27 protein-coding genes are annotated in these 22,080 nt (G+C 50.1%); 17 read left to right on the forward strand and 10 right to left on the reverse strand.

The genetic code is table 11. From position 1 onward, the window contains the following. Positions 1-4: 4 nt before the first annotated feature. The 10 genes from CXB77_RS02345 to CXB77_RS02390 form a co-directional block, all read right to left on the reverse strand. Positions 5-1,249: a molybdopterin molybdotransferase MoeA gene (locus CXB77_RS02345; protein ID WP_105072643.1), complete on the reverse strand. Its 1,245-nt coding sequence runs from the start codon at positions 1,247-1,249 to the stop codon at positions 5-7. 4 nt (positions 1,250-1,253) lie between these two features. Continuing rightward, positions 1,254-1,784 carry a molybdenum cofactor biosynthesis protein B gene (gene moaB / locus CXB77_RS02350; RefSeq protein ID WP_105072644.1) on the reverse strand — a complete coding sequence of 177 codons (531 nt, stop codon included), beginning with the start codon at positions 1,782-1,784 and terminating at the stop codon, positions 1,254-1,256. Beyond that, positions 1,781-2,665, reverse strand: a complete 885-nt coding sequence (locus CXB77_RS02355; RefSeq protein WP_105072645.1) for a metal ABC transporter solute-binding protein, Zn/Mn family — start codon at positions 2,663-2,665, stop codon at positions 1,781-1,783. Before CXB77_RS02355 ends, moaB begins: the two co-directional genes overlap by 4 nt. A gap of 83 nt (positions 2,666-2,748) precedes the next feature. Continuing rightward, a complete protein-coding gene (locus CXB77_RS02360; RefSeq protein WP_105072646.1) occupies positions 2,749-2,976 on the reverse strand; it encodes a hypothetical protein in 228 nt (75 codons plus the stop codon). 17 nt (positions 2,977-2,993) lie between these two features. After that, complete coding sequence (locus CXB77_RS02365) at positions 2,994-4,634, reverse strand: methyl-accepting chemotaxis protein (RefSeq protein WP_105072647.1); 1,641 nt, start codon at positions 4,632-4,634, stop codon at positions 2,994-2,996. Between the two features lie 117 nt (positions 4,635-4,751). Next, on the reverse strand, positions 4,752-5,195 hold the full coding sequence (locus tag CXB77_RS02370) for a hydrogenase maturation protease (RefSeq protein ID WP_105072648.1): 444 nt from the start codon (positions 5,193-5,195) through the stop codon (positions 4,752-4,754). Beyond that, a complete protein-coding gene (locus CXB77_RS02375; protein WP_105072649.1) occupies positions 5,192-6,634 on the reverse strand; it encodes a Ni/Fe hydrogenase subunit alpha in 1,443 nt (480 codons plus the stop codon). The genes CXB77_RS02370 and CXB77_RS02375 overlap by 4 nt, the downstream gene beginning before the upstream one ends. 76 nt (positions 6,635-6,710) lie before the next feature. Next, entirely contained in the window at positions 6,711-8,726 is a 2,016-nt protein-coding gene (locus CXB77_RS02380; protein ID WP_431520695.1) for a proton-conducting transporter membrane subunit, read from the reverse strand. Beyond that, positions 8,723-9,832 (reverse strand): NAD-dependent epimerase/dehydratase family protein, encoded by a 1,110-nt coding sequence (locus CXB77_RS02385; protein ID WP_105072650.1) that lies wholly within the window; start codon positions 9,830-9,832, stop codon positions 8,723-8,725. Before CXB77_RS02385 ends, CXB77_RS02380 begins: the two co-directional genes overlap by 4 nt. A 17-nt stretch (positions 9,833-9,849) precedes the next feature. Further along, positions 9,850-11,136 carry a nucleotide sugar dehydrogenase gene (locus CXB77_RS02390; protein ID WP_105072651.1) on the reverse strand — a complete coding sequence of 429 codons (1,287 nt, stop codon included), beginning with the start codon at positions 11,134-11,136 and terminating at the stop codon, positions 9,850-9,852. A 227-nt stretch (positions 11,137-11,363) separates the two neighbouring features. Between CXB77_RS02390 and CXB77_RS02395 the strand changes: the two genes are divergently transcribed. From CXB77_RS02395 to CXB77_RS02460, 17 genes are all read left to right on the forward strand, one after another. Beyond that, positions 11,364-11,945, forward strand: a complete 582-nt coding sequence (locus CXB77_RS02395) for an Rpn family recombination-promoting nuclease/putative transposase (RefSeq protein WP_242445359.1) — start codon at positions 11,364-11,366, stop codon at positions 11,943-11,945. Between the two features lie 347 nt (positions 11,946-12,292). Then, positions 12,293-12,529, forward strand: a complete 237-nt coding sequence (locus CXB77_RS02400; RefSeq protein WP_105072652.1) for a DUF4351 domain-containing protein — start codon at positions 12,293-12,295, stop codon at positions 12,527-12,529. 266 nt (positions 12,530-12,795) lie between these two features. Then, on the forward strand, positions 12,796-13,782 hold the full coding sequence (locus CXB77_RS02405) for a hypothetical protein (protein ID WP_146108649.1): 987 nt from the start codon (positions 12,796-12,798) through the stop codon (positions 13,780-13,782). A 113-nt stretch (positions 13,783-13,895) separates the two neighbouring features. After that, the gene (locus tag CXB77_RS02410; RefSeq protein WP_105072654.1) at positions 13,896-14,084 is read left to right on the forward strand and encodes a hypothetical protein; all 189 of its coding nucleotides are present in this window, start codon (positions 13,896-13,898) and stop codon (positions 14,082-14,084) included. 51 nt (positions 14,085-14,135) lie between these two features. Then, positions 14,136-15,155 (forward strand): AAA family ATPase, encoded by a 1,020-nt coding sequence (locus CXB77_RS22780; protein WP_277949328.1) that lies wholly within the window; start codon positions 14,136-14,138, stop codon positions 15,153-15,155. A gap of 55 nt (positions 15,156-15,210) precedes the next feature. Further along, positions 15,211-15,459, forward strand: a complete 249-nt coding sequence (locus CXB77_RS22785; RefSeq protein WP_277949329.1) for an AAA family ATPase — start codon at positions 15,211-15,213, stop codon at positions 15,457-15,459. A 264-nt stretch (positions 15,460-15,723) separates the two neighbouring features. Further along, entirely contained in the window at positions 15,724-17,307 is a 1,584-nt protein-coding gene (locus tag CXB77_RS02420; protein ID WP_242445360.1) for a hypothetical protein, read from the forward strand. Positions 17,308-17,399: 92 nt separating this feature from the next. Then, positions 17,400-17,666: a BrnT family toxin gene (locus tag CXB77_RS02425; RefSeq protein WP_105072693.1), complete on the forward strand. Its 267-nt coding sequence runs from the start codon at positions 17,400-17,402 to the stop codon at positions 17,664-17,666. After that, positions 17,653-17,928, forward strand: coding sequence for a BrnA antitoxin family protein (locus tag CXB77_RS02430; RefSeq protein ID WP_105072656.1), 276 nt, complete (start codon positions 17,653-17,655; stop codon positions 17,926-17,928). Before CXB77_RS02425 ends, CXB77_RS02430 begins: the two co-directional genes overlap by 14 nt. A 121-nt stretch (positions 17,929-18,049) precedes the next feature. Continuing rightward, complete coding sequence (locus CXB77_RS20860; protein ID WP_242445361.1) at positions 18,050-19,135, forward strand: DUF1566 domain-containing protein; 1,086 nt, start codon at positions 18,050-18,052, stop codon at positions 19,133-19,135. Positions 19,136-19,184: 49 nt separating this feature from the next. Next, positions 19,185-19,373: a hypothetical protein gene (locus CXB77_RS02440; RefSeq protein ID WP_105072657.1), complete on the forward strand. Its 189-nt coding sequence runs from the start codon at positions 19,185-19,187 to the stop codon at positions 19,371-19,373. A gap of 51 nt (positions 19,374-19,424) precedes the next feature. Further along, positions 19,425-20,087, forward strand: coding sequence for a hypothetical protein (locus tag CXB77_RS20865; protein WP_242445362.1), 663 nt, complete (start codon positions 19,425-19,427; stop codon positions 20,085-20,087). Positions 20,088-20,089: 2 nt separating this feature from the next. Then, positions 20,090-20,749 (forward strand): AAA family ATPase, encoded by a 660-nt coding sequence (locus CXB77_RS20870; RefSeq protein WP_242445363.1) that lies wholly within the window; start codon positions 20,090-20,092, stop codon positions 20,747-20,749. Continuing rightward, on the forward strand, positions 20,698-20,913 hold the full coding sequence (locus tag CXB77_RS20875) for a hypothetical protein (RefSeq protein WP_242445364.1): 216 nt from the start codon (positions 20,698-20,700) through the stop codon (positions 20,911-20,913). Before CXB77_RS20870 ends, CXB77_RS20875 begins: the two co-directional genes overlap by 52 nt. A gap of 101 nt (positions 20,914-21,014) precedes the next feature. After that, positions 21,015-21,197, forward strand: coding sequence for a hypothetical protein (locus CXB77_RS02450; RefSeq protein WP_146108650.1), 183 nt, complete (start codon positions 21,015-21,017; stop codon positions 21,195-21,197). Then, a complete protein-coding gene (locus CXB77_RS02455; RefSeq protein WP_105072659.1) occupies positions 21,194-21,688 on the forward strand; it encodes a hypothetical protein in 495 nt (164 codons plus the stop codon). The genes CXB77_RS02450 and CXB77_RS02455 overlap by 4 nt, the downstream gene beginning before the upstream one ends. A gap of 67 nt (positions 21,689-21,755) precedes the next feature. Then, positions 21,756-22,058 carry a hypothetical protein gene (locus CXB77_RS02460; protein ID WP_105072660.1) on the forward strand — a complete coding sequence of 101 codons (303 nt, stop codon included), beginning with the start codon at positions 21,756-21,758 and terminating at the stop codon, positions 22,056-22,058. Positions 22,059-22,080 lie beyond the last annotated feature (22 nt).

The raw sequence follows: 22,080 nt of genomic DNA on the forward strand, positions 1-22,080 counted from the left end.
CCATTCAGTGCAACAAATCGGCAAACGGCAGGAAATCCACCAGATCGCCAGATGCAATCACGCGCCCCGGTGCAATCTCGATCAAACCATCCGCCCAAGTCAGCGATGACAACACCGCCGATGAGCGCGTGGGAAATACCGCTACTTCCAATTCGCCATCTGCGCCGGGTTGCAATCGGGCGCGGTGAAATTCGGTGCGTTTATCCGGTTTCGGCCACTCAAAGCCAGCACGAATTTTTAGAACTCGCGGCGCGAGATCGCCAACGATTCCTTGTCGCCGCAGCACCACCGGACGCGCAAACAGACAGAACGTCACGAACAGCGATACCGGATTGCCGGGCGCACCGAGCACCGGCGTTCCGGCAATCGTGCCAAACGCAACCGGTTTGCCAGGGCGAATGTTGATATTCCACAGCTCAAGAGTGCCGATTTCTTCGATGGCCGGTTTGAGATGATCTTCTTCGCCGACCGAGACGCCGCCGCTGGCGAGAATCAAATCTGCTTCCCGCGCTCCGCGTTGCAGCGCGGCAATCGTGGCTTCTCGCGTGTCAGCAACGCTGCCGATTTCCACCACCTCACAACCCAGCCCGCGCAGCAAACCGCTCAACAGGAATTGATTGGCGTTGTAAATCTGCCCCGGCTGCAGCGGTTCGCCCGGCTGCGCCAGCTCATCGCCGGTGGTCAAAATCGCCACGCGCAACCGTTGATAAACCGTTACTTGCGCCACTCCGACTGCTGCGACCAAACCCAAATGCGCTGCCGTCAAGCGCGTTCCGGCAGCGATGATTTCTGCGCCAGCGCGGACATCTTCACCAACGCGGCGGATGTTCGCGCCAGCTTTGCAATCCAGCGGAATGCGCACTTGATCGCCGTTGCGTTCGCAAATTTCCTGCACCACGACGGTATCCGCGCCAGCGGGAATCGGTGCGCCGGTGAAAATCCGTGCTGCCGTGCCTGATTCCAGTGCCACGCCAGTTGCGCCCGCCGGAATCCGTTGCGTCACCAGCAGTTGCCCGTCATGCGTTGCCAAATCGGCGTGACGAATCGCATAACCATCCATCGCGCTGTTATCCCAACTGGGCACGGCGCTGGCACTGGTTAATGGCGCAGCCAACACGCGCCCCAGTGCTGCATCGAGCGGAATGATTTCGCTGGCGGTGATCGGCGTGACGTGCGCCAGCAAAAAATCAATGGCTTCCTGTTTGGTGAGTGGACGGCGCGAATCGGTGCAAGTGTTGGGAATACGCATAAAATCAATGCTCTAACAGGCGCGGCAGCAGTTGCGCGAAATTACAGGGGCGAGTGCGGTTGTCCAATTGCGCCAGCAAAATCTGTTCCCACGCGGTGCGACACGCGCCAGTCGAACCGGGTAAACAGAAAATAAACGTGCCATTCGCCAAACCGCCGAACGCCCGCGATTGCACGGTTGAAGTGCCAATTTCCGCCAGCGACAAGTGCCGAAACAGTTCGCCAAAACCTTCGATCTGTTTATCGAGCAGCGGCAGCACTGCTTCTGGAGTGCTGTCGCGTCCGGTGACGCCAGTGCCGCCGGTGCTCAGAATGACGTGCACTGCGGCATCGGCAATCCACTGCGAAAACACCGCTCGCAATTGGTAAACGTCATCGCGGACGATGGCTTTGGCGACGACCTGATGCCCAGCGCATTCAGCGGATTCCTTGAGAAATTTGCCAGAAGTGTCCTGCGCTTCAGTGCGGCTATCGGAGACGGTGAGGATGGCGATATTGAGCGGTGAAAAGGCTGGCGCAGTGAAAGATGCGGTCATTTGCTGGCAGCCGTTTCTGCGAGCACACGCGCAATGCGCCGCAGCGTTGCAAAATAATCGGCAGCCAGCGGATCAATACTTTCTACTTTGCCATCAATCGCTTGCGCCACCTGCGCTGCAGCTTTGGGAGAGAATTGCGGTTGCACCAAAATGACATGCACTGCTTCGCGCTGCGCTTGTTCAATTAACGCAACAAGCTGACGAGCGCTGGGTTCTTTGCCGGCATGTTCAATCGTGATTTGTTCCAGACCGTAAGCCGCTGCGAAATAACCCCACGCCGGATGAAACACCATAAATCGCCGTTGGCGCAGTCCCATCAATTCAGCGCGAATTTCGTGGTCAAGTGCGTCCAATTCAGCGGTAAATGCGGCGAGATTAGTGCGGTAATCCGCAGCGTGAGTGGAATCAATGTTCGCCAGCGCGGTTTCCATCGTCACCGCCATTTGCTTCACCAACAGCGGACTTGTCCATAGGTGCGGGTCGAGTTCGACGCTGGCGTGCTCATGCGCGGGCTTTTCATTTGCTGCATCGTGCTCATCATCTTCATGCGCAGCCAGCGGTTGCAGCGCGATTCCGTCACGCGCATCAATGATTTTGAGTTGCGGATTTGCCGCTTGAATGCGCGGCAGCCACGCAGTTTCAAACGGAATTCCGATTCGAATGTACAGATCGGCATTTGCTAATCGCTTGATTTGACTCGGCGTTGGTTCGTAAGTGTGCGGATTTGCGCCCGGTTTCACCAACGCTTCAGCGATGACATGACTGCCGCCAATGCGTTCCACAAAAGTTTGTTGCGGCAACACGCTGACGAAAATGTGCAGCGGTTCTGCGCTCTGCGCCAGCGGAATAAACAATAAAAACAAATAACACAATTTTTTCATCAATGAGCGCCTCTTTGCGCTACAACAGAATAATCAACACTGGTGAATTAAATACTTGCGGATTGATGTAAAAAAACAGCGATTTAACGCAATTCAGCGTATCGCTGTTTAATTTTCTGGATTTTATACACCACGCTTTTATTGAGCAGATGAAATACTTTGCGTTGGGTGACGCGATAACTGCTGTGCGAATCACCAATGAGTTCTAATCGCGCTTGAAAATACGCCATATCCGTTTCCAGCCGCGCCAGCCGCAATCTCTGGCGCTGGCGGTCATCAATCTCAGCAACTGGAGTTTTTGGATCAGCCATTGCCGAATTGCTCAATGTTAGCGCGTGTCGCCAAACCGTTCGGCGTGGCTGCGCAATTCTGTTGCCAATTGGATGAGTTTGACGCTTGCAGTTTCCAAATGCGCCAAACCAGTGTTACCGCGATGCGTGGCATCACTAATCGCAATCACGCCTTGATTGATTTCATTTGCCACTGCGGTTTGCTCCTCGGCGGCGCTGGCAATTTGTAGCATTGATGCCGAAATACCACCAATGGCATCTGTCATGGATTTCAACGCCAAACCCGCTTTATTTGCAGCAGTCATGGCGGTTTGCGCACTTTGTTGACTGTGCACAATTACGGTTCCTGCTCGCCGCGAACTCTGTTGCAATTGCGCCACCATCACCTCGATTTCCCGCGCTGAAGCGTGCGTCCGCTGCGCCAAAGTACGCACTTCATCGGCAACCACCGCAAACCCGCGCCCCGCCTCGCCAGCGCGAGCCGCTTCAATTGCCGCGTTAAGCGCCAGCAAATTGGTTTGTTCGGTCACGCTCTGAATCACTTCTAAAACTTTACCAATGCCGAGCATGTCTTGTTCCAGCGAGCGAATGGTGTCGCTGGCATGAGTGACATTTTCAACCAACGTGGTGGTCGCGCTCACGGTATCGGTCACTGCCCCTTGTCCCTGATCGGTAAGCGTTTTTGCCTGTTGCGCAGCGGTCGCAGCATCCGCAGTGTTGCGAGCAATTTCTTCCGCCGAAGCAGTCATTTCGTGCATTGCTGCCGCGACCTGTTCAGTTTCTGAAAGCTGGCGCTGGGCACTGCCCCGTGCTTCCATCAGACCATCTGACATCTGTCCCGTCGCAGCAGCCAGCGTCAGCGCCGAACCGTTGATTTGCTCTACCAGCGTCCGCAGCCATTCAGTCATGCGATCAAAATCCCGCGCCAGCTCGCCAATTTCATTGCGCACCGTCAGATTGACACGCACTGACAAATCCGAGTGCTGAAGAATACGCATCATCGTTGTGCGCAGCTTGCCAAATTGACCAATGATTGAATGGTAGAACCCAAAACCCAATAAAATCACCAGCGCAATTGCGCCAATTGCTAATGCAATAAAAACCATCAGCGCATTATGATAAGTCAATTGCGCTTGTTCGCGTTCCTGTTCAGCAACGCGCAATTGCAAATCCACCAATGCAGTAATGGTTTCGCTAATTGGATCAATTTGTTCATATAGCGGACCGTCAAAATCGTGCAATTGCCCAGCAACGCTACCTTGTTGACTGCGTAATCGCGTTAGCAACCGCATAACGCTGGCATTGGCGGCAGCAAAACGGCTGGTTGCTTGATCAGCAAGGAATTTTTCATCAGCGGTAAGTTGCGTCTGAAGATAGGCTTGCCAATGGTTGCTAATACGCTCTTGCGCCAATTGCACTGCTGCCTGCGTTTGTTCCGCAGTGAAGCGTCCGGCATTGGCTTTATTGACTGCATCAATAATTCGTACTGCGTATTCATCAGCAACACTTTTCAATTGTTCTAATGGCACCACGCGATCCAGATAAATGCGATCAATTCCTTGATTCACTGCTCGCAAAAGACTAATAGAAGTCACGCCAATAAGGAGCATGGCAAGACTTGGTATTAAAGCGAGCAGGATAATTTTTGTGCTGATTTTGGCGTGATCTATCCATTGCATTGCTGGTGTATCTCGGTTGATTTCAAGTGCTCAAGTGCAGCGAAAATTGGGCAACAAGTTAGATTTTCCAATGTTAGCAATGACGGATGACGCTCAAGCGAACGGTCAAAATTGCATTTATGGACGCAGCAGCGGTGCTATTTCTGCGAGCATCGCGGTCATCGCGGTTTCACCCGCAGGTGACAGGCGATAATCGGCGTAATCAAATGACGCGCCGCCGCCGGTGATGAGATAGCTTTCTGGCGTGTGGTTGTAGAGTGCAGCGCACCAGCCCAGCAGTTCACGCGGATCGAGAAAGTGCGCCATGCTGGATGCTGCGCATACGCTTGGAATGAGGCGCTGACTGCGCACTGCGCCGGGTTCGAGATCAACTGCTGCGTCGAGAAAAATCACCCGTTGCACGGCGAGCAGTTCGGTGATCAGTTCAGCCGTGAGAATGTGGCGAGCGATGACGCTCACATGCGCGGGAACGCCGTTTTGTTCCAGTCGATCTGCAACCAACACGCCAAGCGCATCATCGCCACGAATCGGGCTGCCGTAACCAATCACCAAAATCTTCATGCAAAACATCCGTCTGCGCGAGTCAGCGTGTCCACGATTTGCCCAGCAGCATTTTTCAATTCAATGCGCAGTGGCATCTGTCCGAAAGCGTGTGAAGCGCACGACAAACACGGATCGAAGCAGCGAATCACTGCCTCCACGCGATTTAACATGCCTTCTTGCAGGTGGTTTCCATCGACGTAAGTTTCCGCAACCTGCTTAATCGCTTGATTCATCGCCAGATTGTTGTGACCGGTGGCGATAATGAGATTGACCCAAGTAATCAGCCCATCGTCATCAATGCGGTAATGGTGAATGAGCGTGCCGCGTGGCGCTTCGGAAACGCCGATCCCTTCATTGCGATTGCTGCGGGCGCGAGCGCGGACGCGAGAATCCAGAATCGCTGCGTCTTTAAGCAATCGCTCCATCATTTCAATGGCATAAATGATTTCGACCAAACGGGCGTAGTGATAATGAAAGCTGCTGGTGATCGGACCGGATTCCTGCAACATGTGGAATTCCGCCAGCGCGACATCGGCATAAGGCGTTCCGCAGGCTTGCGCGTTATTGAGTCGCGCCAGCGGGCCGACACGATAAATACCTTTCGGATAACCCTGCGGTTTGTAATACGGAAATTTCATGTAACTGAAATCCTCCACCGCCTCGCCAATCAGCCGTTCAAATTCTTCCGGCGGAACCATGTCTTCCACGATGCGCCCTTGCGCGTCCTTAATTCGCAACAGCCCGTCGTAATGTTCCAAATTGCCCTGCGGCGTGACCAAACTCAGAAACATGGTCGGTAACGTGCCGAAATGGTCGGCTTCATGTTTGAACTTCGGCAGCAGCGTCTTGAAAAAAGCGTAGGTGCGCCGCGCAATTTCCAGCGCCTCCGGCAACAGTTTGAGCATGGCATCACGTTTTTCCAGCGTGAGCGGTTCATTGACACCGCCGGGCACAACCCACGTCGGATGAATCTTTTTGCCACCGAGCATTTCGATGATGGTTTGCCCGATCTGGCGCAGGCGAATTCCGTCGCGGGCGAGATCGGGATGCTGGCGCATCACGCCGAAAATGTTGCGCGACGCGGGATCGGAGTCCCAGCCGAGCAGCAAATCCGGCGAGGACAGATGAAAAAACGACAGCGCGTGTGATTGTAAAAACTGCGCTAAGTTCATAATCCGCCGAAGTTTTTCCGCTGTTGGCGGAATACTGACCGCCAGCAAATGATCGCAGGCTTTGTTGGAAGCGAGCAGGTGACTGACTGGGCAAATGCCGCAGGTGCGAGCAGTGAGCGCGGGCATTTCGCGGTAGGGGCGACCTTCGCAGAATTTCTCAAACCCGCGAAATTGGGTGAGATGAAACCGCGCATCTTCTACTGCGCCGTCGTCGCTGAGTTGCAGGCTGATGCGGGCGTGACCTTCGATGCGCGTGACCGGTTCAATGCTGATGGTGCGGCTCATGGTGAAGATTCCTGTAAATGATGAATGCAAAAAATGATGCAATGAATGGAGACAAAACGTTGATCGTGATCAATCTTTAAGTCCACGAAATCACCCACAGCAAGGCTAATAACGTTGCCAACGTCCAACCCAAATAAACCCGCACATTGCCGGATTGCAAACGCACCACGCGCCGTGATGCAGATTCCACTGCCTGCGCGATTGGCAAATACAATAATCCCCACAAACGATCCGTGATTTTAAGTCGATAGCGCGGCATCGTGTCATTCAATGCCGGGTGCGTTTCATCCATTTCAAAGAGCAGACCAAATACGCGCCGCATTGGTTGTGCGAATGCAGTTGCGGTGTATTGCATTCGCGGTGATGGTGGCGCAAACCCGCAATCCCACGGATCACGGCGGCGCATTCGGCGCGGCACTCCACGCAAAAACCACCAGAACGCCGATCCCGCAATCAGCGCCAACAACACAATCGTCAATGGTGCGCTGTAACTTGCAGTGTCTGAGGAAATGGGTGTTAACCACAGCCAACCATTGGCGCTGGCTTGCGGCAAACCGACATGCAGCAGCCCTTCAGATACTGGCTCCAGCAGCGCGATGATTTGCGTCGGCAACACGCCGCAGAGGACGCAGAGCGCCGCTAATATGCCCTGTCCAATGCGCATTCCTAACGCACCTTGGCGCGTGTGGCGCACATGCCGCGATCGCGCTTGTCCCAAAAATGCGATGCCGTAAACCTTGACGAAAGTCGCTGCGACCAGTGCGCCAGTGAGCGCCAGCACGGCGGAAGCAATTGGAATCAAACTGCGCAATACGCCGCTTTCTAATTGCCACGCTTGCAGTGCTGCTTGAAAAATCAGCCATTCAGACACAAAACCGTTGAATGGCGGCAGCGCCGAAATGGATAACGCGCCAATTAAAAAAAACATTCCCGTCCACGGCATTCGGCGCAATAGTCCGCCCATTTGCTCTAAATCGCGTTCGTGGGCGCTGTGCAAAATTGCGCCTGCGCCAAAAAACAGCAGACTTTTGAATAGTGCGTGATTGAGGCTGTGATAGAGCGCCGCAACAAAAGCCAATGCGCCGAGCAGTGGATTGCCGGTGCTGAGAAATACCAGTGCCAGCCCTAAAGCAATGAAAATAATGCCGAGATTCTCGACTGACGAATACGCGAGCAGTCGTTTAAGGTCAGTTTGCATCAATGCGAATAACACGCCCATTAACGCCGATAAACTGCCGATGACAATCAGCGTCACGCCCCATTGCCATTGGAATTGCCCAATCAAATCAAACACGACGCGGATAAATCCGTATACCGCTACTTTTAACATCACGCCGGACATCAGCGCGAAATGTGCGACGGCGCGGCGGGATGCGCTTCTGGTAGCCATGCGTGCAGCGGCACGAGTCCGGCTTTCATGCCAAAACCGATGAATGCCAGCATGAAGGCGATGCTGCCCAGCCAGAGGACAGCGGCGCGGTGCGCATCGCAGCAAATTCAAAGCTGTGTCCGAATGCAGCCAACACGCCAAATCCCAGCAAAATCGCCAGTCCGCCAGGTGCGCCATCAGTAAATATAAAAATGCTGCGCGGCGATTGGCGGCGCTTTCGTGCTGAAACGCGACCAGAAAATAGGACGCGAGCGACATCAATTCCCATGCCACCATAAACACGAAAGCGTCATCGGCCAGTACGACCAGCAACATTCCAGTTAAAAACAAGCCGCTAAATCCGCCCAGCGCAGTCAGTGAATCGCGCCCGCGCTCGAAATCGCGGACGTATGCTGGCGCGTAAATCCCGACTGCGCTGGTGACTAAACCAATCAGCAGCAATAGAAACCCAGACAGTGCGTCCACGCGAATGTGCCACGGCAGCCACGGCAACCCGAACGGCAGCGTCATTGCGACATTGCTGTGCAAAATCAATGCGCTTAATCCCGCTGCCAGCGCCGCTACACCGGATAAACCCAGCAGCGGCGTTGCCACCAACCGCAGCACACGCGGTTCGCGGTTGGCAAATAACGACACTGCGGATGAAGTCAGCGCCAGCGTGATTGCTGCCAGCGCCAATAGCAACACGGGCGGAGCATTCATAAATCCCCCCAACCCCCCTTTTTCAAAGAGGGGCTTTCCTCATCTCCCCCCTTAGAAAAAGGGGGGCTGGGGGGGATTTTTCCCAAATTGGCGACGTACCAATCCATCGCTTCAATCAATCCTTCGCCAATGCGATGCGTGGGTTCATAGCCGAGCAGTGTTTTGGCTTTGGAAATATCGGCGAGCGAATGGCGCACGTCACCAGCGCGGAAATCCTGATAATTCGGTTTGAAATCAGCGAGATGTGGAAAGCGCGGCGCGAGTGCCGAGCGAATCGCTTCACACAATTCGTTGAGCGTGGTGCGTTCGCCCACTGCAACGTTGTAAACCTGATTGGTCGCGTCAGGATGCGTGGCGGTCGCTGCCAGCAAATTAGCCTGTACGGTGTTGGCGATGTAGCAGAAATCGCGGCTGGTTTCGCCATCGCCGTTGATCCACAACGCTTGATTGAAAATCATCTCGGCCGTCCATTTCGGCACGACAGCGGCATACGCGCCGTTGGGGTCTTGACGTGCGCCGAAAATGTTGAAGTAGCGCAAACCGATGGTTTTGAAGCCATAAGCGCGGGCGAACACGTCGGCATATTGCTCATTGACCAACTTGGTCACGGCGTAAGGCGACAACGGTTTGCCAATCGCATCTTCCACTTTGGGCAGCCCGGGATGATCGCCGTAGGTCGAACTCGATGCTGCGTACACAAACCGTTTGACTCGCGCATCCCGCGCTGCCACCAACATGTTGAGAAAACCCGTGATATTGGCGGCATTGGTCGCAATCGGGTCTTCTAATGAACGCGGCACCGAACCGAGCGCCGCCTGATGCAATACATAATCAACACCAACGCAAGCGGCGCGGCAATCATCCAAATGGCAAATATCGCCAACGATCATGCGGAAATGCGCCCACTGCGCAGGTGTCACTGCCTGCTGAATCTGATCAAGATTGTGACGGTGGCCGGTAGCAAAGTTATCCAGACCAATCACATGCTGATCCAATTTCAATAGTGTTTCTAATAGGTTGCAGCCGATAAATCCGGCAACGCCGGTAATCAACCAAGTGCGTGGCGCAGTCGGTAATTGAATGCGAAGTTGATCGTAAGTCGTCATCGTTGAATTCCTAAAATTTACAGTCGCCACAAATTAAAACCCGCAGCACGAATTGCCACCGGATCATAAGCTGATTTGACATCAATAAAGACACCGCCTGCTTTGAGATGCGCAGTTAATTGCGCCAGCGGCATTGCTAAATACTCACGGTGCGATACCGCTGCAACCATTGCCGCAGCGTTATTCGGCAATTGTTCCCACGGCGTGAGCGTTAATCCGTATTCATGTTCAGCTTCTATTGCTGCTGCTAATGGATCGTGTACTACGACGTTGCAGCCAAATGATTGCAATTCCGCAATTAAATCGGCGACTTTTGAATTGCGTAAATCCGGGCAATTTTCCTTAAACGTAAGACCGAGCACGATGACAGTTGCGCCTTTAATTCGGTCGCCGTGTTGAATCATCTGCTTCACTGTTTGCTGGGCGATATGCGCTGCCATGCCATCGTTGATGCGTCGCCCCGCGAGAATAACTTCCGGGTGATAACCGAGCGCCACTGCCTTGTGCGTTAAATAGTACGGATCAACGCCGATGCAGTGTCCACCGACTAAACCGGGACGAAATGGCAGAAAATTCCATTTGGTTCCAGCCGCTTGCAGCACTTCCAACGTATCAATGCCGAGCCGGTCGAAAATCAGCGCCAGCTCATTCATCAGCGCAATGTTGAGATCGCGCTGCGTGTTCTCGATCACCTTCGCCGCCTCCGCAACCTTGATGGAGCTGGCGCGATGCACGCCGGCGGTAATCACCGAAGCGTACAGCGCAGCGACTACATCGGTCGTCAGCGCAGTATCACCCGCAACCACCTTCACGATGCGCGTGATGGTGCGCTCCTTGTCGCCGGGATTGACGCGCTCCGGCGAATAACCGACATGAAAATCCTGTTGCCATTTCAAACCGGAATGCTGCTCCAATAACGGGACGCAGATTTCCTCGGTTGCGCCGGGATAAACCGTTGATTCATAAACGACAATTGCGCCGCGCTTCATGTATTTGCCGACCATCGTCGAGGCACTCACCAGCGGCGAAAAATCGGGAATGTGCGTTTGATCGACCGGCGTCGGCACGGCCACGATGATGACATCGGCGCGATGCAACGTGGACGGCTCCTTGCTTACCGTGAGCCGCTTGGCTGCTCGCAAATCGTCGCTGCTCACTTCGCCAGTTGGATCGCAATAATTAAGGTAATGCGCGATTTTTGTTTCAGAAAGATCATAGCCAATTGTTTCATAGCGTTTGCCAAATTCGACTGCCAGCGGCAAACCGACATAACCCAGACCCACAACAGCAACAATAGTCTTCATAACGTTTCATTCCTATGAATGTGAAAACGGCAGTGTTTAAGCACACGGCAAATTGAATCATAAAACCCTAAGAAGACGAACACAACTTTAATTGACTGGAAATGATGCAATAAATACTTTGAATGGTGATTATGAACAGCGCATTAACGAGGTGCTGCGTAATGATGTCGCAACGCTCAATCATCTGTGATTTACCAATAACACCTGCTATAGCAAAGTAAAAATATATGAACACTCACGATCCTAGCTACAAACTACTGTTTTTGCATCCGCAAATGGTGCGCGATCTTCTTATTGGCTTTGTGAATGAGCCTTGGGTTGCCGATCTTGATTTTGATACGCTCGAACAAGTCAGCGGCAGTTATATCAGCGATGATTTACGCGAACGCGAAGATGATTTGCTCTGGCGAGTACGGTTGCGCGATTATGCGCCACATCTACGTTATCTGTTGCTTGATGAAGGCGCAATTGATGAAAGCACACCTTGGGCATTAAAAAATCTGGTGGCGGCATTATTTCGTTTAGAAAAAAGCCGAGGACCACAACCATTGCAAGCGGCATTAACTGCATTGACTCATTGGCTTGATGCACCTGAGCAAGCGAGTTTACGACGTGCATTTACGGTGTGGATTAAACGGGTATTGATTCCGGCGCGATTGCCGGGCATCAATTTTCCAGAACTAGGTGATTTATTAGAGATTAAAACCATGTTGGCAGAAAGCGTACTTGATTGGACTCAAGAATGGAAACAGCAAGGATTGGAGCAAGGATTGGAGCTAGACTCTAGTATTAAATTAAGTACGTTATAGTGCTCTTTAACCTATAGAAAACACTCTTAGCAGTGACCGCGCCCTACAGATTGAGAATATAAAAAGGTGGATTTTCTTGTTTTTTAGGCATGGTTGTTTGAGAATAAAGTGGTGGATGGTATCCACAAGCGCGAAGGTTTCGCGTCCCGTCGGGTATGAACAACATTTGGTCGCAAAGCCACTCTGCCCAAGGATGATCAGCCGGGTGGCTTTTATGGTAACGCCAGGGCGCAATTGTTCAGTAGTACTCGATGTTGCCAACGCAGGTTGGCCGTTCGGTTGAGACTGCCCAACCAGGACTCCAGTTGCAGTGATGTCACTATCAACGGAGAGCGAATGACCCAGTTGTGCATAAACACTTTTGCGCACATTTTTGGGAGCAGCAAGGATTAGAGCAAGGATTACAGAAGGGACGCTTGGAAGGTGAAACCAGTTTATTAGAGCGCCAGTTCATTAAACGCTTCGGCGCACTCACTGAAGAAACCCGTGCTCGTTTACGCGCAAGCAGCAGCGAGCAGCGCCAATTATGGGCTGAACGCATTTTTGATGCGCTTAATTTAGAGGATGTTTTTATTGATGATTAAGTTATAGACTATGTGTCACCTGTTAAACAGGACGCTGTTGTTCATTGCTTGAGGTCAATCAGGCAATGAACATTTTTTTTAATCATTCCACTGGAGCATTCATCATGCCAAAAGTTATCAAGTTTGATTTACCCATCGACGGCATCAGAGCAAAGAACATTGAGGAAATCCGCGACCATTTCACCCTTGAAATTCTCGCTCATTTCCGCAGCGGGCTGTTGGCAAAATGGCTGGCGGTGCGCAAATTAAGCGAGGAACTGGCAGCAGTGCAAGCATTGGATGGTTTGGACGATCACGCGGTGTTGAAGGGATTGTGCGGCGCGTTTGGTGTGGAAGCAGATGATTTGATTATTGCTGAGGCGTTAAAAGAACCAGTCGGACAAGCGGGAGAAAATGTGTTGGAAGTTGCGCAGCATTACGCGCAATTGGCAGAGGCGATTGATTCTGCGATTTATGAAGCAGTCAGAACGCAAGGCATCGTTAAGAATGAGATGTTTGATTATTACTCTTGGACGGAAGCTGCTTGTTATAAAAGTAAGGCGTTATTTACAAGCAGATCAAAAGAATCTGCACCTGCAATTCCTGTTGCACCGGCTATTGGCAGCGTTATTCACACTTTTGATTTTTCTAATACAAATCGTTCCATCGGTGATATTGTCGGATGGTTTTTGATGTCGGAATATGCAGAAGATTATTGTTCAAACTGGCACAACTTTATTGCTGTATTAAATCAGCGCAAGCAACTTCTGTCTTCGATGACTGAAAAAGTGACGATCCCGCTGCTGAAAAAGGCGCTCAATGATCGCGTCGCGTGGCTTGAAGACATCATTACTTTACTGAAGGATAAGGAAAAAGATTTCAACGCAGAGCAGCGTATGAGCGATCAAGAAAAAGATCGTCGGGGAAAAAGAAATCAGGAGAAGCTCGACATCATCAGAAGCCTTCCAGCAGAGAAGAAAACGATGATTTCACAGCCGCGCACTGGGCAGGTTTCACTTGTGGTGCGACCAAGGAATTCTTTTCATCCTTACTTAGTTGGTAATGATTCTGTTGAATCTAAATACAAAAAAGGTGATTTGATTTGCGCACATGATAAAGTTGGTGGTGTCATTTCAACAGTCACCGGAGTGATTACTGATATAGGAAAAGAAAAGCCTGATGTAAAAATTTTTTGTGAATTAGAAGAAGTATTAGTTGATCAATTAGGTGGATTTATGCGTACTCATGTGTTTGGAATAGACATATCGAATTAAACTACATTCGCCGCCGTGAATACCATATTTTTTGGAGATTCCAATTCATGCCCCACTCCCTCACTGAATGATTAAACCAATCATGGTTCTGAAAACTGAATCGAGGCTAAATAATGACTGCAACTGCACAACAATTTATTTCGATGTTCAAAGCACTGCCTGCTAATGAACAAAAAGAAGTGCTTTTGAATTTACTCCGCTTGCCGATTGAAATCCCTGATGATGCAATCGCTGATGAGGAATTGCGCATTGCTGCTGATAGCTTGTTTTTAGAATTGGATCATCGGGAGCTGCGGCATTGATTATGAGTTTTCAACCATTTTTTATGGCATTCAATATCGAGATTTCAATTCATGCCCAACTCCCTCACTGAAACGATTCGCGCTCATGTTGAATCGCATTATCCGCTGCTTTATTTACTCACTCACGCCGAGAATGAAGCCGACGCGCTAATCCGCGATCTCGCCGACGGCCGCAAAATTCTGGAATGGAATATGGCGCGGGGCATGGTCGATTTCGCCACCAAGCGCCCGCTCATCGCGTGGTGCGATCTCGCCACTGCGCTAGATAACCTGTTAGATCAAGACCTTGAGCATCACGTCATCGTCATCCGCGATGCCCATCTCGGTCTGCGCGATCAGCCGCTGGCCATCGCCCGCCTCAAATTGCTGGTCAATCGCATCCTCGCCGATGACGACAGCGCCGTGACGCTATTCCTGATTTCCTCGCAGGTATTGCTGCCGCCGGAATTGGAAAAATTTATCACGCTATTTGAATTGCCGTTGCCCGATGAAACGGTGATTAGTGAAGAACTCGACAGCTATACAACCGCTTATGACACCAATTTAGATGCTGCCAGCCGCAGCAAACTCGCATTGGCGCTGCAAGGTTTAACCCGTTATGAAATCGGGCAACTCATCAATCGCAGTTATCAACGCAGCGGCAAAATTAGCCTTGATGATTTAGATTTAGTGCTGACAGAAAAAGCGCAGATCATTAAAAAAAGCGGCATTTTAGAAATGCTGACCGTGCGCGAAAAGTTAGAAGACATCGGCGGTCTCGGCAAATTAAAACCTTGGCTGCAACAAAAAAGTCTGGTGCTCTCCAATTGGCCAGAAGCGCGGGCGTTTGGGGTTGAACCACCAAAAGGCGTGATGATTGTCGGAATGCCCGGCTGCGGTAAATCCTTGACCGCCAAAGCCACTGCTGCGTTATTCAATTTGCCCTTATTAAAACTGGATATGGGTTCATTGATGGGCAAATACGTTGGCGAAAGTGAAGGCAATATGCGCCGTGCGATTCAGGTTGCCGAAGCAGTAAGCCCCTGCGTGTTATGGGTGGACGAAGTAGAAAAGCGTTTGTCGGATTGGTAGCGGCGGCGAAGGTTCAGAAGTAGCAACGCGGTTATTCGGCTATTTTTTAACGTGGATGCAAGATAAAACCAAGCAGGTATTTGTGATTGCCACTGCCAATGATATTTCCGCATTGCCGCCAGAATTACTGCGGAAAGGGCGTTTTGATGAGATTTTTTATGTCGATTTTCCCACTGAAACCGAGCGCGTTGAGATTTTCCGCGTGCATTTAGAACGCCGCAACCGTTTATCCGCGCAGATTCAATTGGAAGAATTGGCGCAAAAAACGCAGGCTATTCGGGCGCAGATATTGAAGCAGTCGTAAAAGAAGCGATTGAAAAGGCGTTTGTGCAGAATTGCGCCACGCTTGACAATGCGCGTTATTGCGCGTCATCAATAATACGCATCCGCTGCGTGAAGTGATGAAAAAGAAGGTTCAAGAATATGCGGATCGGTTCGCAGAAATGAAAATTAAACCCGCATCCTGATTGCATTTTTACCCGCATTTTGCTATTCATTTAACCCGACGTTGCCGCTGGCAATGTCGGGTTTTTTATTGTTCACCATTACATTTAATCGGAGCAGCAACATGACTCAAGACACTTCTGCAACCAACGACTTTGAATTACTCAACGATGAACAGGTGCAACAGCAACACGCCAATCAACTCGCGGTGCAAGTGTTTCAGGGTGAAGAAAACGCTAAAACAACCGGCAATCTCATTACAAAATTTGTCGATTCTTATAGCCGCCAGCGCCATGAACTGCCATTAAATGACTGGCTCACCAGTGAGTTTCGTTTATATCCGACGATTTGGCAGGATGAGACGGAAATAGTCACCACCGCCAATGAGATTATTGTCAGCGTCACGGCAGCGAACGAAGCAAAAACGGCGCTGTACACGCATTTAGATAAAGGCAAAAGCCGTGACAGTTGGTTGGCGCAGCGGCTTGAAATGGGCGCTAAACAAGCTGGCGTGGTCAACGTGGGTGAATACGCCGCTGGAATTGATCGCGCTTTAACGGATGCCAACGATCAATTTCGCGGGCGCGTATTCAATCAAGATGGCACCATCAGCACCAATCCGCATTTACACGGTTTGCTGGCGGAAAGCGAAATCGCCAATCAATTTAATATCCGTGCGACCACCACTGGCTCCAAGATTCGCGCCGAGGTCTTAAATGAGACTGGCTGGAATTCGCACGACATTGTATTAAAAGATGCGGCGGGAAAACCGCTTGAAAACATCCAAGTAAAATCCTACGCTGACACCAATCAACTGATTAAAAACCTGAAAGATCACGAGGGTTATCCCGAAGGCACAACCATTGTGGTGCATGAAGAACAGGTGCAGCGGGTGCAAGAAGAATTCCCAGATCGGAAAGTCACCAGCAAGATTGAAGTTGATGATGTTGCGGTGGATATGCCGAGCCGTGAGGAATTAAAACAGCTACAGGAAGATGCACAACGTGATGCTGAAATCCGCGAATACGAATGGAGTGAAGTCAATCGGATGAACGTTGCCAAAGCTATTGGCAAACAAGCATTGGTTGGCGCAGCGATTACTGCTGGAATGCAAGGCGCTCGTATTTTAGGACGGCGGATTTGGAATAGCATCACTGGTAAAGAAAATCCCTCGGCAAATGAAGATTTACAGGAGTTTTTTGAGAGTTCGGTGAAAAGCGGAGCCAATGTTGGCGTACAGGTTGCCGTATCTGGTGCAGTGGTGGTGGCGGCTAAAAATGGTTGGTTGGGAGCGTTATTAAAAAATACTCCCGCCGGACACATTGCCAATATCGTGTATGTCGGTATGGAAAACGCAAAAGTATTATTTAAGTTTGCGACCGGTCAACTCAGCGGTGAAGAAGCCCTTGATGCCGCAGGCAATGTCAGTTGTAGCGCCATTGGCGGTTTAATGGGCGCTGGCTTGGGTGCGGCTAAAGGAGCGACATTGGGCGCAGTTTTTGGCCCAATTGGTATCGCAGTTGGCGGTTTTATTGGTGGCGTGGTCGGTGGGATGGCGGGTAGCACCATTGGCGAGGCAGTTTATGCCGGCGGTAAAGCAATTGTTAAAACTGCGGTCAGCGTGGTGAAAAGTATTGCAGAAGGCGTTAAAGACGTGGTGACCAGCGTTGCCAGCGCACTCAATCCGTTGAATTGGTTTGGTTGGTAAAACAATTGGCGTATATTTACCGCCAATCTTATGATGAAGTTCGATCTGTCTATCGACACCATCAACTTTTAGTATTGATTTGGGAGTGCTGGGTGAAATTCACTTATGACCGGGAAAAAGATGCAGCAAATTTAGCGAAACATTCCGTTTCGTTAGCATTGGCGGCAGATTTAGATTGGGATACAGCATTAACATGGTTGGATAATCGACGCGATTATGGTGAACCACGCCAGTGTGGAATTGGCTATATCGGGCTGCGTTTGTTTTTTGTGGCTTTTGTTGATCGTGCCAATGTACGGCGTATTATTAGCCTACGCAAAGCTAACCCTCGTGAGATAAAACACTATGCCAAAACTTAAACCCGGAACAATCATTCCTACTCCAGAAGAAGATGCTTTAATTACTGCAGCGGCGATGTCTGATCCCGATGCAATGCCATTCACTGATGAAGAATGGGACGCAGTAAAACCCTTTGTGCGTATTGGTTGCTCACCTCAATTCTCTGCCGCAATTCAAATTGATGAAGATGTTTTAGTGGCTCTAAAAGCATTGGGTGATGATTGGGAACAGCGCATTAACGAGGTGCTGCGCAATTATGTCGCAACGCACAACCATCTGTGATGACATTGAGTACTAGGACAGATTGAAATGATGACGCCATTTGCTTATGATTGGTTGCGGGTTCTGCTACGCAAAGCTCCCGCATTTCTTTTCACCACAGTTGTTTATTGGAGCATTCATCATGCCAAAAATTATCAAGTTTGATTTACCCATCGACGGCATCAGAGCAAAGAACATTGAGGAAATCCGCGACCATTTCACCCTTGAAATTCTCGCTCATTTCCGCAGCGGGCTGTTGGCAAAATGGCTGGCGGTGCGCAAATTAAGCGAGGAATTGGCGGCAGTGCAAGCATTGGATGGTTTGGACGATCACGCGGTGTTGAAGGGATTGTGCGGCGCGTTTGGTGTGGAAGCGGATGATGACTTTATTGCGGAAGTGCTGCGTGATCCGACGCCAAAATCTACTCCGACAATAGCGGAACTGATGCAGCAATATGAACAAATAGCCGAGTCAGTTTCAGCGGCTAGCAATTCTGATAACAAGCAAATCATTGATCTTGCCGATGTGCTGCCAATTGAATCTGGTGCAGTAAAGATTATTGAGAATGGTATTGTATGGATGCGTCCGACAAATATCGCGGGCGACGGCGTTTTGATTTTCAAGTCGTGCTCAATTGGTGTTCCGATTGGTTTTGAAGGTCGTTATCTGGATTTAGGCAATGGTGATGTGCTGGATACTCAGACGGGTAAAATGTGTAAGCACTGCGGGCGGCGTTATTTGGATTTAGGTGATGGAACTGTCGTGGATATTCGCACTGGTTTGCAGTGGATGCGCTGCTCATTAGGACAAACTTGGAACGGAACTACCTGCTCTGGAAAGGCTTCATATTATAATCAGTATGATGCTAAACGTGCGATAGAAAAACTGAATCGTGATGGAGGTTATGCTGGACAACGTGATTGGCGATTACCTTCTCTTCAAGAGTTAAAATCTCTGGTTTATTGTTCTTCTGGTCAACCTAAAAAGTGGAACGATACAGATGATAGTTGTAAGGGTGACTATGCTCACCCAACTATTGATCTGGTAGCTTTTCCTATGAGTGATGGTTATTTTTGGTCTAGTTCAAGAGGAACAAGAAGTGGTGGAGTTTTTGGTACAAAAGCTGAATCTGGAGGATGGCAAGTTTGGTTTCACTCGGGACATGCTTCGGTTGAAGAAGATGGCGACAGCAACGGCTACGTTCGCCCCGTTCGCGGTGGACAGTGATTTTGATCTTTTTGATTGATCCAACGTGCAAACTGAATCGAGGTTAATAATGATTGCAACTGCACAACAATTTATTTCGATGTTCAAAGCACTGCCTGCTAATGCACAAAAAGAAGTGCTTTTGAATTTACTCCGCTTGCCGATTGAAATCCCTGATGATGCAGTCGCCGATGAGGAATTGCGCATTGCTGCTGATACCTTGTTTTTAGAATTGGATCATCGGGAGCTGCGGTATTGATTACGAGTTTTCAACCGTTTTTTATGGCATTCAATATCGAGATTTCAATTCATGTCCCAATCTCTCACTGAAACAATTCGCGCTCATGTTGAATCGCATTATCCGCTGCTTTATTTACTCACTCACGCCGAGAATGAAGCCGACGCGCTAATCCGCGATCTCGCCGACGGTCGCAAAATTCTGGAATGGAATATGGCGCGGGGCATGGTCGATTTCGCCACCAAGCGCCCGCTCATCGCGTGGTGCGATCTCGCCACTGCGCTAGATAACCTGTTAGATCAAGACCTTGAGCATCACGTCATCGTCATCCGCGATGCCCATCTCGGTCTGCGCGATCAGCCACTGGCCATCGCCCGCCTCAAATTGTTGGTCAATCGCATCCTCGCCGATGACGACAGCGCCGTGACGCTATTCCTGATTTCCTCGCAGGTATTGCTGCCGCCGGAATTGGAAAAGTTTATCACGCTATTTGAATTACCGTTGCCCGATGAAACGGTGATTAGTGAAGAACTCGACAGCTATACAACCGCTTATGACACCAATTTAGATGCTGCCAGCCGCAGCAAACTCGCATTGGCGCTGCAAGGTTTAACCCGTTATGAAATCGGGCAACTCATCAATCGCAGTTATCAACGCAGCGGCAAAATTAGCCTTGATGATTTAGATTTAGTGCTGACGAAAAAGCGCAGATCATTAAAAAAAGCGGCATTTTAGAAATGCTGACCGTGCGCGAAAAGTTAGAAGACATCGGCGGTCTCGGCAAATTAAAACCTTGGCTGCAACAAAAAAGTCTGGTGCTCTCCAATTGGCCAGAAGCGCGGGCGTTTGGGGTTGAACCACCAAAAGGCGTGATGATTGTCGGAATGCCCGGCTGCGGTAAATCCTTGACCGCCAAAGCCACTGCTGCGTTATTCAATTTGCCCTTATTAAAACTGGATATGGGTTCATTGATGGGCAAATACGTTGGCGAAAGTGAAGGCAATATGCGCCGTGCGATTCAGGTTGCCGAAGCAGTGAGCCCCTGCGTGTTATGGGTGGACGAAGTAGAAAAGGCGTTTGTCGGAATTGGTAGCGGCGGCGAAGGTTCAGAAGTAGCAACGCGGTTATTCGGCTATTTTTTAACGTGGATGCAAGATAAAACCAAGCAGGTATTTGTGATTGCCACTGCCAATGATATTTCCGCATTGCCGCCAGAATTACTGCGGAAAGGACGTTTTGATGAGATTTTTTATGTCGATTTTCCCACTGAAACCGAGCGCGTTGAGATTTTCCGCGTGCATTTAGAACGCCGCAACGTTTATCCACGCAGATTCAATTGGAAGAATTGGCGCAAAAAACGCAGGGCTATTCGGGCGCAGAGATTGAAGCAGTGGTAAAAGAGGCGATTGAAACAGCCTTTGTGCAGAATTGCGCCACGCTTGACAATGCGCGGTTATTGCGCGTCATCAATAATACGCATCCGCTGCGTGAAGTGATGAAAAAGAAGGTTCAAGAATATGCGGATCGGTTCGCAGAAATGAAAATTAAACCCGCATCCTGATTGCATTTTTACCCGCGTTTTGCTATTCATTTGACCCGACGTTGCCGCTGGCAATGTCGGGTTTTTTATTGTTCACCATTACATTCAATCGGAGCAGCAACATGAATCAATCCACTTCTGCAACCAACGACTTTGAATTACTCAACGATGAACAGGTGCAACAGCAACACGCCAATCAAATCGCTGTGCAGGTGTTTCACGGTGAGGAGAATGCAAAAAAACGGGCAATCTCATTACAAGATTTGTCGATTCTTATAGCCGCCAGCGCCATGAACTGCCCTTGAATGAATGGCTCACCAGTGAGTTTCGCTTGTATCCGACGATTTGGCAGGATGACGCGGAAATAATCACCACCACCAATGAGATCATTGTCAGCGTCACGGCAGCAAATGAAGCAAAAACGGCGCTGTATACGCATTTGGATAAAGGCAAAAGCCGCGATAGTTGGTTGGCGCAGCGGCTTGAAATGGGCGCTAAACAAGCTGGCGTGGTCAACGTGGGTGAATACGCCGCTGGAATTGATCGCGCTTTAACGGATGCCAACGATCAATTCCGCGAGGTATTGAATCAAGATGGAACCATCAGCATCAATCCGCATTTACATGGTTTGCTGGCGGAAAGCGAAATCGCCAATCAATTTAATATCCGTGCGACCACCAGCGGCTCCACCGTTCGCGCCGAGGTCTTAAATGAGACTGGCTGGAATTCGCATGACATTGTATTAAAAGATGCGCGGGAAAACCGATTGAAAACATCAAGTAAAATCCTACGCTGACACCGAGCAACTGATTAAAAACCTGAAAGATCACAAGGTTATCCCGAAGGCACGACCATTGTGGTGCATGAAGAGCAAGTGCAGCGGTGCAAGAAGAATTCCAGATCGGAAAGTCACCAGCAAGATTGAAGTTGATGATGTTGCGGTAGATATGCCGAGCCGTGAGGAATTAAAACAGCTACAGGAAGATGCACAACGTGATGCTGAAATCCGCGAATATGAATGGAGTGAAGTCAATCGGGTGAACGTTGCCAAAGCTATTGGCAAACAAGCATTGGCTGGCGCAGCGATTACTGCTGGAATGCAGGGCGCTCGTATTTTAGGACGGCGGATTTGGAATAGTATCACTGGTAAAGAAAATCCTCGGTAAATGAAGATTTACAGGAATTTTT

It is taken from the genome of Chromatium okenii, from assembly GCF_002958735.1.
In the GTDB taxonomy this organism is placed as follows: Bacteria; Pseudomonadota; Gammaproteobacteria; order Chromatiales; family Chromatiaceae; genus Chromatium; species Chromatium okenii_A.